The organism is Burkholderia sp. Bmkn7 (genome assembly GCF_041103175.1).
GTDB classification, from domain to species: Bacteria; Pseudomonadota; Gammaproteobacteria; order Burkholderiales; family Burkholderiaceae; genus Burkholderia; species Burkholderia cepacia.
The window spans coordinates 2,213,383-2,228,182 of the sequence record NZ_JBGCUH010000002.1; the positions used below are offsets into that span (position 1 = coordinate 2,213,383).

The 14,800-nt window shown below is 67.9% G+C and carries 10 protein-coding genes; 7 read left to right on the top strand and 3 right to left on the bottom strand.

Annotated features, from left to right (window positions below; all coding sequences use genetic code 11):
- Nucleotides 1-29: 29 nt before the first annotated feature.
- Complete coding sequence (locus tag AB3K92_RS15795; RefSeq protein ID WP_369465392.1) at nucleotides 30-1,817, top strand: amino acid ABC transporter permease/ATP-binding protein; 1,788 nt, start codon at nucleotides 30-32, stop codon at nucleotides 1,815-1,817.
- A gap of 34 nt (nucleotides 1,818-1,851) precedes the next feature.
- Complete coding sequence (locus AB3K92_RS15800; RefSeq protein ID WP_369465393.1) at nucleotides 1,852-2,784, top strand: ABC transporter substrate-binding protein; 933 nt, start codon at nucleotides 1,852-1,854, stop codon at nucleotides 2,782-2,784.
- 105 nt (nucleotides 2,785-2,889) lie between these two features.
- Here AB3K92_RS15800 and AB3K92_RS15805 read toward each other — a convergent pair whose 3' ends face one another.
- A complete protein-coding gene (locus tag AB3K92_RS15805) occupies nucleotides 2,890-3,984 on the bottom strand; it encodes an LLM class flavin-dependent oxidoreductase (RefSeq protein ID WP_048024619.1) in 1,095 nt (364 codons plus the stop codon).
- Nucleotides 3,985-4,036: 52 nt separating this feature from the next.
- Entirely contained in the window at nucleotides 4,037-5,002 is a 966-nt protein-coding gene (locus AB3K92_RS15810; protein WP_175849970.1) for an ABC transporter substrate-binding protein, read from the bottom strand.
- A gap of 301 nt (nucleotides 5,003-5,303) precedes the next feature.
- Between AB3K92_RS15810 and AB3K92_RS15815 the strand changes: the two genes are divergently transcribed.
- The 3 genes from AB3K92_RS15815 to AB3K92_RS15825 all read left to right on the top strand — a co-directional run bounded on the left by AB3K92_RS15815 (nucleotide 5,304) and on the right by AB3K92_RS15825 (nucleotide 8,615).
- Nucleotides 5,304-6,221 carry an alpha/beta hydrolase gene (locus AB3K92_RS15815; protein WP_318828128.1) on the top strand — a complete coding sequence of 306 codons (918 nt, stop codon included), beginning with the start codon at nucleotides 5,304-5,306 and terminating at the stop codon, nucleotides 6,219-6,221.
- Complete coding sequence (locus AB3K92_RS15820; protein ID WP_021162132.1) at nucleotides 6,218-6,649, top strand: MarR family winged helix-turn-helix transcriptional regulator; 432 nt, start codon at nucleotides 6,218-6,220, stop codon at nucleotides 6,647-6,649. Before AB3K92_RS15815 ends, AB3K92_RS15820 begins: the two co-directional genes overlap by 4 nt.
- Before the next feature lie 487 nt (nucleotides 6,650-7,136).
- Nucleotides 7,137-8,615, top strand: coding sequence for a sialidase family protein (locus AB3K92_RS15825; protein ID WP_369465394.1), 1,479 nt, complete (start codon nucleotides 7,137-7,139; stop codon nucleotides 8,613-8,615).
- Between the two features lie 64 nt (nucleotides 8,616-8,679).
- Here the strand turns inward: AB3K92_RS15825 and adhP are convergent, their stop codons facing one another.
- Entirely contained in the window at nucleotides 8,680-9,708 is a 1,029-nt protein-coding gene (gene adhP, locus AB3K92_RS15830; protein WP_048024611.1) for an alcohol dehydrogenase AdhP, read from the bottom strand.
- Between the two features lie 420 nt (nucleotides 9,709-10,128).
- On the opposite strand from adhP, the gene AB3K92_RS15835 reads away from it, so the two are divergent.
- Both AB3K92_RS15835 and AB3K92_RS15840 read left to right on the top strand, forming a co-directional pair.
- A complete protein-coding gene (locus AB3K92_RS15835; RefSeq protein ID WP_369465395.1) occupies nucleotides 10,129-12,207 on the top strand; it encodes a TonB-dependent receptor in 2,079 nt (692 codons plus the stop codon).
- A gap of 469 nt (nucleotides 12,208-12,676) precedes the next feature.
- Nucleotides 12,677-14,296: a methyl-accepting chemotaxis protein gene (locus AB3K92_RS15840; RefSeq protein WP_081079260.1), complete on the top strand. Its 1,620-nt coding sequence runs from the start codon at nucleotides 12,677-12,679 to the stop codon at nucleotides 14,294-14,296.
- The last annotated feature ends 504 nt before the right edge of the window (nucleotides 14,297-14,800 follow it).

A 14,800-nucleotide genomic window follows, 5' to 3' on the forward strand; every position in this document is an offset into this window, starting at 1 on the left:
GCCCGACCGATTCGAGGATTTCCACCGACATGAGCGACACGACCCACCTCGGCGGCGCGCTGCCGCCGCTCTCTTCCCCCGGCGCGCGCGACGCCGGCACGCGTTTCCGGATCGTGCCCGCGCGCCACCGGTCGCGCACGGCCGGCACCGTGCTCGCCGTCGCGCTGATCGCGATCGTCCTGCATTCGATACTCGGCAACCCGCAATGGGGCTGGCCGGTGTTCGCCGAATGGTTCCTGTCGCCGCCGGTGCTGTCGGGGCTCGCGCGCACGCTGGTGCTGACGCTGCTCGGCGCGGTGTTCGGCTTCGTGCTCGGGGCGTTCGTCGCGCTGGCCCGGCTGTCGCGCTCGCGGCTGCTGTCGGCGAGCGCGTGGGCCTTCGTGTGGCTGTTCCGCTCGATTCCGCTGATCGTGCTGTTGCTGATCCTGAACAACCTCGGCTACCTGTACGAGCATGTGCGGCTCGGCGTGCCGTTCACCAGCATCGTATGGTTCGACACGCCGACCACCGACCTGATCAGCCCGTTCCTCGCGGCCGTGCTCGGCCTCACGCTGAACCACGCGGCGTTTTCCGCGGAAGTGATTCGCGGCGGCATTCTCGCGGTCGACCAGGGGCAGCTCGAAGCGGCGGCCGCGCTCGGCCTGCCGCGCGGCCGCCAGACCACGCGGATCGTGCTGCCGCAGGCGATGCGCGCGATCCTGCCGACCGCGTTCAACGACCTGATCTCGCTCGCGAAAGGCACGTCGATGGTCTACGTGCTCGCGATGCCGGAGCTGTTCTACACGGTGCAGGTGATCTATCGCCGCAATCTCGAGGTGATTCCGCTGCTGATGGTCGCGACCGTCTGGTATCTGATCATCCTGACCGTGCTGTCGGCGATCCAGGTGCAGGTCGAGCGCCACTATGCGCGCGGCGCGCTGCGCAACCCGCCGCGATCCGTCGTCACGTTCGCGCTCGCGCGCCTCGGCGTGCTGTGGCGGCGTGTCAGGTCCCGCCGCGATGATTCGCTCGTGCGCGTCGAAGGCGATGCCGATACGGCGGCCGTCGCACCACGCGCCGGCGGCGAAGTGGCCGTGCATGGCGTATCGAAACAGTTCGGCATGCAGCGTGTGCTCGACAACGTCTCGTTCGTCGCGCCGCGCGGCAGCGTGACCGTGATCGTCGGGCCGTCGGGCTCGGGCAAGTCGACGCTGCTGCGCACGATCAACCATCTCGAACGCGTCGACGACGGCTTCATCGACATCGACGGGGAACTGATCGGCTATCGCCGCGACGGCGACGTGCTCTACGAGTTGAAGGAGCGCGACGTGCTGACGCGGCGCACCGCCGTCGGGATGGTGTTCCAGAACTTCAACCTGTTCCCGCACCTGACCGTGCTCGAGAACCTGATCGAGGCACCGGTCGCCGTCGGCGGCGTCACGCGCGACGCCGCCGAGCGCATCGCCCGCACGTTGCTCGCTCGCGTCGGTCTCGCGGACAAGGCCGATGCGTATCCGCGCCAGCTCTCCGGCGGCCAGCAGCAGCGCGTCGCGATCGCGCGGGCACTCGCGTTGCGCCCGAAGGTGCTGCTGTTCGACGAACCGACTTCCGCGCTCGACCCGGAACTCGTGAACGAGGTGCTCGACGTGATCAAGGAACTCGCGCGCTCGGGCACGACGCTCGTCATCGTCACGCACGAGATCGGCTTCGCGCGCGAAGTCGCGGACAACGTGCTGTTCATGGAGCGCGGGCGCATCGTCGAATCCGGGCCGCCGGCCGTCGTGCTCGACGCGCCGACGCATGCGCGCACGCGCGCGTTCCTGTCGCGGGTGCTGTGATGCGCGCCGCTGTCGACTCCCGAGGGGCCGCACGATGACCGACCGACGCCAGTTCATGACCGCCGCGCTGGTCGCGGCAGCGGGCTTGCCGTGGCGCGCGGCGCATGCGGCCACCGCGACGGCCGACCTCGACCCGCGCCAGGCAGGCCGCGTGCGTGCCGGACGCGACGACGCGGCGATCCGCGCGGCAGCCGGCTACCGCTGGGTGCGCGACGACGCGTTCACGGTCGCGATTTCACCGCACGCGCCGCCGGTGTCGACCTACGCGACCGACGCGCGCACCGTGGTCGGCGCCGATCCGGATTACGCGCAGCTCGTCGCCGACGCGCTCGGCCGCACGCTCGTGCTGGTGCCGATCGCATGGGCCGACTGGCCGCTCGGGTTGACGTCCGGCAAGTACGACGCGGTGATCTCGAACGTCGGCGTGACCGAGAAGCGCAAGGAGAAATACGATTTCACGGCCTACCGGCTCGGGCTGCACGGCTTCTACGTGCGCACCGGCAGCCCGATCGCGAAGATCGCCGAGCCGAAGGACATCGCCGGCCTGCGCATCATCACGGGCGCGGGGACGAGCCAGGAACGCATCCTCCTCGAGTGGAACAGGCGCAACGTGGCGCAGGGGCTGAAGCCGGCCGAGCTGCAATATTTCGACGACGATGCGACGTCGCGCATCGCGCTGCTGTCGGGCCGCGCCGATGCGGAGCTGAACCCGAACGCGTCGCTCGCGTACGAGGCCGCGCGCACCGGCAAGATCCGCCGTGTCGGCGTCGTCAATGCGGGCTGGCCGGCCAACGCCGACGTGGCGATCGCGACGCGGCGCGGCAGCGGGCTCGCGCCCGCGCTGACGCTGGCGACGAACGCGCTGATCGGCAGCGGCCGCTACGGACAGGCGCTCGCGCGCTGGGGTTTGCAGAGCGAGGCGATCGCGCGGGCGGAAACCAATCCGCCGGGATTGCCGTCGTTCTGAAGGCTCTCGCTACTCGACCACCCGAATGACATCGCCCCGGCATCCCGCAACGGGAATGCCGGGGCGAATCGAAGCAGCCTCCTGCGTCGCAACGACGCGATGCGCCTACGCAGGCACTGCCGCGTGATGTCGGTCGAGCTCCGCGACCTGCGCATGAATCGCCGGAATCAGGTGGCGCCCGTAATCGAGCGCATCGTCGAGCGGATCGAACCCGCGAATCAGGAACGTCGAAACGCCGAGCCGGTAATACGCCCCGAGCGCACGCGCGACCTGCTCGGGCGTGCCGACCAGCGCGGTCGAATTCCAGCGCGCGCCGGTCAGGTTCGCGACGCCCATCCACAGTCGCTCGTCGAGTACGTCGCCCTGCGCGGCGGCGGCCATCAGCCGTTGCGAGCCCGCGTTTTGCGGCGCGTGGCCGTCGATCGGCTGGCCGTTCGCGAGCCGCGCCGCGCGCACGCGCTCGCGGATCGCCTCGGCCTTCTCCCACGCGGCCGCCTCGGTATCGGCGACGATCGGCCGAAACGACACGCTGATGCGCGGCGCACGCCCGAACGGCGCGGCGGCCGCATGCACGCGCGCGATCTGCTCGCGAACCGACGCGAGCGGCTCGCCCCAGGTCATGTAGACATCGGCATGCTCGCCCGCCACCGCCAGCGCGGCCGGCGACGAGCCGCCGAAATAGATCGGCACATGCGGCCGTTGCGCGCCCTTCACGAGCGGCGACGCGCCGCGCAACCGGTAGAACGCGCCATCGTGATCGACCGGCGCGTCGGCCTGCCAGATCCGTTTCAGCACGTCGAGATACTCGCCGGTACGGCGATAACGCGCGTCGTGCGGCACGAAATCGCCGTCGCGCTGAAGATCGGTATCGTCGCCGCCCGACACGACGTTCAACGCGAGCCGGCCGCCGCTGAACACGTCGAGCGTCGCGATCTGCCGCGCGGCGGCCGACGGCACGATCACGCCGGGCCGGTGCGCGAGCAGGATGCGGATGCGTTCGGTCGCGGCGGCCGCGAACGACGCGACGATGAAGCCGTCCGCCGCGTTGCTGAAATGGCCGACCAGGATCTGGTCGAAGCCGGCGGCCTCGTGCGCCTGCGCGAAGCGGCGCACGTAGTCGGGCTGGACGGCGGCGCCGCCCGGTACGTCGACCTCCGCGCCGGGCGTCGCGGTGATCATGCCGATGATGTCGACGGGCATGTCGAGGGTCCTTGTCGTTGTCGATCGGAAATGGCTGCGCGCTGCGGCACGCTCACTGCGCGGCGGCCGTCTTCTGCGCGGGCGCGGCGAACGCGCCCGCATACGAGCGGTCGAGCAGCTTCGCCGTGTCGTACGCGGTCGGAATCACGCCGGCCTTGTGCAGGAAGTCGGCGGTGTTCTGCGCATCCTTGGCGGCCGTGTCGTCGACGGGGCCCACGCGCTGGTGCGCATTGTTGAGCCAGCGGTACGCGACGTCCGGCTCGAGCTTCGCGCGCTTCGCCCACAGGTCGGCATACTCGCGCGGATGGCTGTCGACCCACTGGCGTGCGGCCACCACGCGCTTCAGGAAATCGGCGATCTCGGCGCGCTTGCCCGTTGCGGCCTGCTCGTTCGCGGCGACGAAGCTCAGCGCGGGCATCAGCCCCTGCGCGGTCGTCACGGGCCGGGCGCCCTGCCGCAACGCGAGCGTGCTGACGAACGGCTCCCACAGCGACACGGCGTCGACCGAGCCGTTCGCGAGTGCGTTGGTCGCATCGATCGGCATCAGGTACGCGTACTTGACCGAATCCGCGCGCAGGCCGGCGTGTTCGAGCGCGCGCAGCACGAGTTGCTGGCTCCATGCGCCGCGCCAGACGGCAATGGTCTTGCCCTGCAGGTCGGCGACGGTGCGCACCGGCGAGTTCTTCGGCACGAGGATCGCAACGCCGTCGAGGCTCTGCCGCGACACCGCGACGACTTTCACCGGCGCGCCGCGCGCGGCCAGCGTGAGCAGCGCGGAATCGCCGAGGAAGCCGACGTCGATCGCATTGCCGTTCAGGCTTTCGGCGACGGGCGCGGCGGCCTGGAAGTGCTTCCACTCGATCGTGTAAGGCAGGTCCTTCAGCACGCCGGATGCCTCCATCGACGCCTGGATGTTGAAGTAGTTCTGTTCACCGACGCGCAGCGTGACGGTGTCTTTGGCCATGCCTGGCTGCGCGGCAAGCGCCAGCAAGAGTGCCGTGACGATTCGGCTCAGCAACGTGATCTCCCGGAAGGTTGGCGGGCGCCCGCGCGATCGCGGCGCCACGTGATCCGCCGTGCCCGGCGGCCGGCGGAACGGATGGAACCGGTGAAGATACGTCGATCCGCACCATGAAACAAACGCAATATTCTTCTATGCAAAGATGCAAATGTTTTATGACGTGACCGGTATCGCCGGATGCCGCCCGCCGCCCGTCCGGGAACCCGGTTCGAATGAATCCTCGACAGATATTTCGTGCGCGAAATAAATCCCGGACTATATTTCGCATACGAAATAACCATCCGGAACGAGGACGGCCATGACCTCCCAACCCATCGAGTTTTCCGCCGCCGACGGCTACGCGTTGCACGGCACGCTGTGGTCGCCGGACGCGGCGCCGCGCGCGCTGGTGCTGATCCATCCGGCGACGGCCGTGCCGGAGCGGCTGTATGCGGGCTTCGCACGCTTCCTGACCGGGCGTGGTTTCGCTGCGCTCACCTACAACTATCGCGGCATCGGTGCATCGCGGCCCGCGCGCCTGGGTGCGCTGCAGGCCCGCATGCGCGACTGGATGGAGCTCGACGTGGGTGCCGCGACCGCGTGGGCACGGCAGGCCTATGAAGGGCTGCCGCTGCTGGCGGTCGGTCACAGCGTCGGCGGGCACGCGATCGGGCTGTCCGCCGCCACGCCGCACCTGCGCGCAGCCGTGCTCGTCGCCGCGCATGCGGGCAGCACGCGGCTGATCACGCGGGCGGCCGAACGCGTGAAGGTGCGGCTGATCCTGCGTGTGCTCGGCCCGCTGATGTCGGCGCTGCTCGGCTACGTGCCCGGCAAGCGGCTCGGGCTCGGCGAAGACATGCCGGCCGGCGTGTTCCGCGAATGGAGCCGCTGGACGACGCTGCCGCATTATTTCTTCGACGATCCGACGCTCGGTGCGGCCGAGCGCTTCGCGAAGCAACGGCTGCCGATTCTCGCGCTCGGCTTCGACGACGATCCGTGGGCGAACCCGGCCGCGATCGGCCTGCTGGTAAGCTATCTGACCCGCGCGCCGGTCGAACGCCGCCAGATCGATCCGCACGCGGCGGGCAGCGGCCCGGTCGGGCACATGGGCTTCTTTCGCAGTCGGCCCGGCGCCGTGCTGTGGCCCGACGTGGCCGACTGGCTCGCGCGGGCACTCGACGCACCACGCACCGCGGGCCGCCCCTCCCTTTCCATTGCAGCCGGGAACCCAGCTTGAGCGAAGACCGACGACTGTTTTTCATGTTGAACATCGGCCAGCGGCGCGTGCAGCGCTGGATCGACCGCAAGGCCGAAACCGAGACACGCGCGAGCGCCGCGCAGGCCGGTGCACTGTTCTGTCTCGCGAAGCAGGACGGCGCGCTGATCGGCGAAATCGGCGCCGCGCTGCAGCTCGCGCCGTCCGCGATGACGGGCCTCGCCGACCGCATGGCAAAGGCCGGCCTCATCACGCGTCACGCCGATTCGGACGACGGCCGCGCCACGCGGCTGTACCTGACCGACGACGGCCAGGCGGCGCTCAAGCGCGCACGCGTGCTGCTGCGCGAGCTGAACGGCAAGCTGTGCGACGGGTTTTCCGATGCCGAACTCGACGTCGTCGCGCGCTGGCTGCACGCGTTGCAGGATCGCTTTCCGGCCGAACGCTGAACCGCGCCGACCGCGCACCGCATCGGCACGAATCCGCGTAATCGATAGCGATTCCGATTCGTGCCTTCGATTCGCGCCTTCGATACGTTTATTCGATTCGGTTTCCGAACTTTCTAGCGGAAAATCTTGCGTCCCGGAAGCGCTGTTTCGGCAACGCTTTCCGGCTACGTACTGTTACAAAAAATCGCCTCCCGCGCCGCATACCGATCGCCTACATTCAATCCACTTCGACGCATTCGCCGTATGCACGGACTGGCTTTCCCGTCGCGTCCGCCTCCGTGGACGCACCCGACAAGCAATGAAAACGAAGAGGTGTCTTGACCGACGTGCTGGCGGCATCCAGCACACGCGGATTGCGATGACCGAAACGGCTTCCTGAACGACACGATCCGACGCGCGGCACGGCATTCGTTGCCGCCGCGTACCGGTGCGCGACGTGCCGCTCCATGCCGCGCCATCGCCGCCGCACGTCAACGAGGAGCTGTCCATGCGACGTTCGACCGTATCCCACCCGCTTGTCACCGGCCTGCCCCGCCTCACTCGCCTCACCCGCCTGTCCGCCGCGGCGGCCGTGGCAATGGCCGCCGCCGCGGCCGCGCATGCCGACCCCGTGGCCGTGTCCGGCCCGAGCCCGTTCGCCGCCTGCACCATCGGCGGCCCCGGCACGAACTACGTGAACGCCGAGGTCGAACCGTGGCTGTCGGTCAACCCGGCGAACCCGATGAACATGATCGGCGTGTGGCAGCAGGACCGCTGGTCGAACGGCGGCGCCCACGGGCTCGTCGCCGGCTACACGTTCGACGCGGGCGCGACCTGGGCGCGCACGCCGCAACCGTTCAGCGCATGCGCGCCGGGCGGGCTGAAGTACGAGCGCGCGTCCGATCCATGGGTATCGTTCGGGCCGGACGGCACCGCGTATTCGGTATCGATCTCGTTCAACCAGTCGAACAATGCCAACGCGGTGGCCGCGTCGGTGTCGACCGATGGCGGGCAGACCTGGAGCAGCCCGGCCGTGCTGATCGCGAACGACGAACCGACGACGCAGTTCTTCAACGACAAGGAATCGGTGACGGCGAACCCGGTGAAGGCCGGCACGGCCTACGCGGTGTGGGACCGCCTCGAACTGCCGAACGGCAACCCGTACGCGAACCTGCACACGCACGCCTACCGCGGGCCGACGCTGTTCTCGAAGACGACCGACGGCGGCAAGACGTGGAGCGCACCGAAGGTCATCGTCAACGTGCCGTCGCGTCAGCAGACGATCGGCAACCAGATCGTCGTCGATCCGAAGAGCGGCACGCTCTACGACTTCTTCGACCTGATCCAGCCGCCGTTCAGCAAGGCGGCAGGCAAGGTCGCGTTCATCAAGTCGACCGACGACGGCGCGACGTGGACGAAACCGCAGGTGATCGCGGGGCTCCAGACGGCCGGCGTCACCGATCCGAACACCGGCGAGCCCGTGCGCACCGGCGACATCATTCCGGAACCCGCGATCGATCCGGCCTCGGGGCAGCTTTACGTGGTGTGGCAGGACAGCCGCTTCAACGGCGGCACGTACGACGAGATCGCCGTATCGACGTCGAAGGACGGCGGCGCGACGTGGAGCACGCCGCAGCAGTTGAACACGCCGACCGGGCGCCCCGCGTTCAATCCGTCGGTGCGCGTCGACAACACGGGCGCCGTGATGGTCACCTACTACGACTTCCGCGACCTCCAGGCCGGCAACACGACGACGCTGCCGACCGGTTTCTGGCGCAAGATCTCGCATGACGGCGGCACGACGTTCGCCGACGAGCGGCGCGTCGGTGGCCCGTTCGACCTGAAGCTCGCGCCGAACGCGGAAGGCTTCTTCATCGGCGACTACCAGGGGCTCGACGTGATGCCTTCGTCGTCGTTCCACCCGTTCTTCGTGCAGACCAACGCGGGCAACCTGACGAACCGCACCGACGTGTTCTTCGCGCCGTGATGCACGCGTGAGCGCAGCGCTGCCGCGACGTCCTTCGCGTCGCGGCAGCGGGCCCGAATGCGCGTCAGTGCATGTCGGTGAGCACGATACGACCGTCGACCTTCCCTTCGCGCAGCCGCGCGAATATGTCGTTGATGTTGCCGAGCCGGTCGCGATGGATATGCGCGCGCACCAGCCCGTCCGCCGCGAAATCGAGCGACTCCTGCAGGTCGCGCCGCGTGCCGACGATCGACCCGCGCACCGTGATGCCGTTCAGCACGCTCGAGAAGATCGGCAGCGGGAAATCGCCCGGCGGCAAACCGTTGAGCGCCACCGTGCCGCCGCGCCGCACCATCCCGAGCGCCTGCGCGAACGCACTGCGCGACACGGCCGTGACGAGCACGCCGTGCGCGCCGCCGATTTCCTTCTGGATCACTTTCGCGGGATCGTCGATCGACGCATCGATCGTCAGCTGGGCACCCAGCTCGCGCGCGAGTGCGAGCTTGTCGGGCGAGATGTCGACGGCCGCGACGTGCAGGCCCATCGCACGCGCGTATTGCACGGCCACGTGGCCGAGCCCGCCGATACCGGAAATCGCGAGCCACTGGCCCGGGCGCGTATCGGTGACGCGAATGCCCTTGTAGACCGTGACGCCCGCGCACAGGATCGGCGCGATCTCGTCGAACGCGACCTGCGCCGGCAGATGGCCGACGTAATCGGGATCGGCCAGCACGTATTCCGCATAGCTGCCGTTGACCGAATAACCGGTGTTCTGCTGCCCGTGGCAGAGGGTCTCCCAGCCGGTGTGACAGTACTCGCAGTGGCCGCATGCGGTGTAGAGCCAGGGCACGCCGACGCGGTCGCCCTCGCGCACGTGCGTGACGCCCGCGCCGACCGCCGCGACGACACCCACGCCTTCGTGTCCGGGAATGAACGGCAGCGTCGGCTTCACGGGCCAGTCGCCGTCGGCTGCGTGCAGGTCGGTATGGCAGACGCCCGTCGCCTTGATGTTGACGAGGATCTGGCCAGGGCCCGGCGTCGGGATCGGCACTTCCTCGATGCGCAACGGTTCGCCGAACGCGTGCACCACGGCCGCTTTCATGGTTTGAGTCATGCGTCGCTCCTGTCTGGTCGATGACCGCGCCAGTATCCGGGCTCGAAACCGGAACGCATTGATACGCGTCAACGGGGCGGGAATCGTGCGCGCCGGTGGCGGATTCATGGTGGGACGCGTGGCGCAAACCGCCGCTGCGCCGCCGGGTCGACGGCCCGCCTCTGCTTTCGCAGCCATTTCAGCCGTTTGTCGGAAACCCTGTGGCAGGACGCCGTTTCGCTTGGATTTTGAAATGATATAACATATCATTTCGTGATCTCGCCCACCTGAAACCGTTTCATCCGGGTGGCCGGGTTACGCCGAGTCATATCCAGACGGGTCACTGCGCGCCACAGACGCAACAATATATCGTATCCAGCCGTGACCCGCATGGCTCGCCTTCCGATCGAACTCCAACCCATTCCAATTGATTCACCGACCATGCGCGACCTCCCTCGTCTACCGCTTCGCCCGCTCTCGCCCGTCTCGCTGATGCTGTTCGCCGCCGTCGCGCACGCGCAGGCCGATGCGCCCGCGTCGCCGACACCGACGCAAACCACTGCGCTCGCGCCGATCTTCGTGACCGCGAACCCGCTCGGCGACACCGACCTGATCTCGCCGACCGCGCAACTGTCCGGCGACGCGCTGACGCGCCGCCAGGCCGATTCGCTCGGCGAGACGCTGAACGGGCTGCCCGGCGTATCGACCACCACCTACGGGCCGATGGTCGGCCGCCCGATCATCCGCGGGATGGACGGCGACCGGATCCGGCTGCTGCAGAACGGCGTCGCGGCCTACGACGCGTCGTCGCTGTCATACGACCATGCGGTGCCGCAGGATCCGCTGTCGATCGAGCGCGTCGAAATCGTGCGCGGGCCGGCCGCGCTGCTGTACGGCGGCAATGCGGTGGGCGGCGTCGTCAACACGATCGACAACCGGATTCCGCGCGAGGCGATCGAAGGCGTGACGGGCGCGCTCGACGCGCGCTACGGCGGCGCCAATTCGGTGCGCGCGGGCGCCGCGCAGGTCGAAGGCGGCAACGGCCGCTTTGCGTTCCATGTCGACGCGTTCGACCGCGAAACGAGCAAGCTGCGGATTCCCGGCTACGCGCGCAGCAGCCAGCAACGCGCGATCGACGGCCCCGACACGCCGCAACCGTACGGCAACGTGCCGAACAGCGACGGCCGCGTGCATGGCGGCGCGGTCGGCGCGTCGTACACGTGGGCCGACGGGTTCGCGGGCCTGTCGTACAGCGGCTACGAGTCGAACTACGGCTCCGTCGCCGAGGACGACGTGCGCCTGCGGATGCGCCAGGAACGGCTCGCGCTCGCCTCCGAGATGCGCAACCTGAGCGGCCCGTTCACGAAGCTGAAATTCGACTTCGCGTACACCGACTATCGCCACAAGGAAGTCGACAACGGCGAGACGGCCACCACCTTCCGCAATCGCGGCTACGAGGCGCGCATCGAGGCGCGGCATCGCAGGATCGGCCCGTTCGAAGGCGCGATCGGCGTGCAGTTCGGCCAGAACACGTTCTCGGCGCTCGGTGACGAATTGCTCGTGCCGTCCACGCGCACGAACAGCGTCGCGCTGTTCGGTCTCGAGGAATGGCAGGTCGTCCCGGCGCTCAAGCTGAGCCTCGGCGGGCGCTTCGAGCACGTGAAGGTCGATCCCGATCCGGCCGGCGTCGAGAAATTCGCGGGCGCGCAGCCGCGCGACTTCAATGCCGGCAGCGTCTCGGCCGGCGCGCTGTTCTCGCTGACGCCCGTGTGGTCGGTGGCGGCCAACGTCGCATACACCGAACGCGCGCCGACCTTCTACGAGCTGTATTCGAACGGCCCGCACGATGCGACCGGCCAGTTCCTGATCGGCAACCCGAACGCATCGAAGGAAAAGGCCGTGTCGACCGACCTGTCGCTGCGCTACACGAGCGGGCCGAATCGCGGCAGCGTCGGCGTGTTCTACAACCGCTTCTCGAACTACCTGACCGAGTACAACACGGGCCGCGTGGTGAACGACGACGGCGAACCGATCGCGCCCGGTACCGACGGTTCGCTCAACGAGGCGATCTACCGTGGCGTGCGCGCCGAGTTCTACGGCATCGAGCTGGACGGCAAGTGGCGCGCCTTCGCGCGGCGCGGCCATACGGTCGACCTGGAGCTGACGGCCGACTACACGCACGCACGCAACGTCGATACGGGCCAGCCGCTGCCGCGCATCGCGCCGCTGCGCGCGACACTCGCGGCCGACTACGGCTACGGCCCGTTCGGTGCGCGCGCGCAGGTCACGCATGCGTGGTCGCAGCATCGCGTGCCCGACAACGACTTTTCGACGGACGGCTACACGTCGCTCGGCGTGATGCTGACCTACAAGTTCCGCGTCGGTGCGACGCACTGGCTCGCGTACCTGCGCGGCGACAACCTGACGAACCAGGAAATCCGCTATTCGACCTCGGTCGTGCGCGGCCTCGCGCCGGAAGGCGGCCGCAGCGTGATGGCCGGGTTGCGCACCACGTTCTGACCCTCTCATGGCCCGCGGCGCCCGCCGCGGGGCCGCCTTGGGGCGCCTCCACTCCGCCACGAATTTCCGCTTTCCGGACAATTCCGCCCATCGCGCATACATACCGACGACGCGCACCGGTTCCCTCCCCAATTAGAGCGCGAGGGAATTTCGTTTTATTCACCCATAAATAGAAACCAATTCATCAGACAATTATTAGCAAAAATATCTCTTTTGCCTCGCCGGGTAAAACCGGTTTCAAATTCCACGTATAAACCTTTGAATCACGGGCGCCTCGGTTCTTTCTGCCCGGGTTCGAGCAAACCCGCCCGAAAAGGATTCCAGCGCTAAAAAAACTAATATCAGGGTTTTCGAAGGGTAAAGAATCATTCCGTATACCCGTTAATGCCGGCACGAGCCCGTATCTGGTCGAACAATAAATTCAATTCACCAACCACACGCGCAGGGGCACAACGTGAATATCGCCAGAATGAGCATCAAGACAAAACTCCTCGGCGGCTTCGGCCTGCTCGCCGCGGTCGTCGTGATCGTGTCGGGCGTGGCACTCAAGGCGCTATCCGATACGAACGCCGAGTTTTCCCGCTACATGAACGGCATCAACGCGCGGGCGAACCAGTCCGCGCAAATCCGAACCGCGGTCGACCGGCGCGCGATCGCCGCGCGCAACATCGTGCTCGTGACCAAACCGTCCGATCTCGAGTTCGAACTGGCCGAGGTGAACCAGGCGCACAAGGACGTGCAGGAACATCTCGCGAAGCTCAAGGAGATGATGGCGAACGCGACCGACACCTCCGATCGCGCGCGCGAACTGGTGGACAACATCGCCCGCATCGAATCCAGCTACGGGCCCGTCGCGCTGCGTATCGTCGGGCTCGCGCAGGCCGGCAAGAAAGAAGAGGCGACCGCCGACATCGACGACAACTGCCGCCCGCTGCTCGCGCAGCTCGTGCGCGCGACCGATGCCTACGCGACCTATACGCATGAACGCGAACTCGCGATCGCCCAGCAATTCGCGGATCGTTATGCGATGGAGCGCAACCTGCTGGCCGGCATCTGCCTGATCGCGGTCGCGCTCGCGGCCTGCGGCAGCCTGTGGCTGACGCGCAAGATCACGGTGCCGATCGGCTCGGCCGTGGACGTCGCGCGCACGGTCGCGAACGGCGATCTCGGCAGTCGCATCCACGTCAGCGGCAATGACGAAACCCGCGACCTGCTCGAAGCGCTGCGGACGATGAACGAGCGGTTGATCGGCATCGTCGGCCGCGTGCGCGATTCATCGAACAGCATCGCGCATGCCGTGAGCGAGATCGCGTCGGGCAACCTCGACCTGAGCCAGCGCACCGAGGAACAGGCCGCGTCGCTGCAGGAAACCGCCGCGACGATGGAGGAATTCACGTCGACGGTGCGGCTGAATGCCGAGAACGCGCAACAGGCGAGCGCGCTCGCCGCGAATGCATCGGATGTCGCGCATCGCGGCAGCTCGGTGGTCGGCCGCGTGGTCGACACGATGACGGAAATCGGCCAGAGCTCGTCGAAGATCGCCGACATCACGGGCATCATCGAAGGCATCGCGTTCCAGACCAACATCCTCGCGCTGAATGCGGCGGTCGAAGCCGCGCGCGCGGGCGAACAGGGCCGCGGCTTCGCGGTCGTGGCGAGCGAGGTGCGCAGTCTCGCGCAACGCTCGTCGACGGCGGCAAAGGAGATCAAGGAACTGATCACCGCGTCGGTGCAGACGATCCGCGACGGCTCGGCGCTCGCCGGCGAAGCCGGCAAGACGATGTCGGACGTCACGCAGGCCGTCGCGCGCGTGACGGACATCATGGGCGAGATCGCGGCCGCGTCGGCCGAGCAGAGCCGCGGCATCGACCAGGTGAACCTGACGATCACGCAGATGGACGAGACGACCCAGCAGAACGCGGCGCTCGTCGAGCAGGCCGCGGCCGCATCGAAGTCGCTCGAGGCGCAAGGTCGCGAGCTGTCCGAAACGGTTGCCGCGTTCCGGATGCCGTCCGGCACGCACGTGACGTCGTCGGGCACGCACGCGCAAGAACCCGCCGCACATCACTGGCAACCGACCGCCGCGTAGCGGCTACCGCAAGGAGACGGCGATGCGCACGCGGTTTCTCCGGCCTGCCTGCGTCACGCTTGCGCATACCGCGCGATGGGCCGTGCATCGTCAACGTCCCGCTCGATCCGTTCGCGCGCGCGTCGCACGTCTCCTTTTCCGGTTCGCGGCACGCGCGCGTGTAGCTCGCGCATCGGCGCAGCCGCTTCGTCGCCGGTCGTTTCTACCGACCGGCGCGGCATCGTGCGCCTATCCGGGAACGCGCATCGTCACGGACGATCGCGCGCGATGCCCGTCGTCCGCATGCCTTCGCGCACGCCGCGTTTGCAGCGTTGCGCAAGTTTCGATCCCGGCCCTGTATCGCGCGTTGCCACACCGGCGACATGGAGATAACGCCGCGTTCGCACGAACATCGCTCGCCGACGCAGACTTTTAAAACGAACGAATGACGAGTATGCTTAAAAAAGCACTCCGCGTTCGGACGGCGAATCGCGTGCCCTGACTCCCGTCCGATCGTATTGCGGC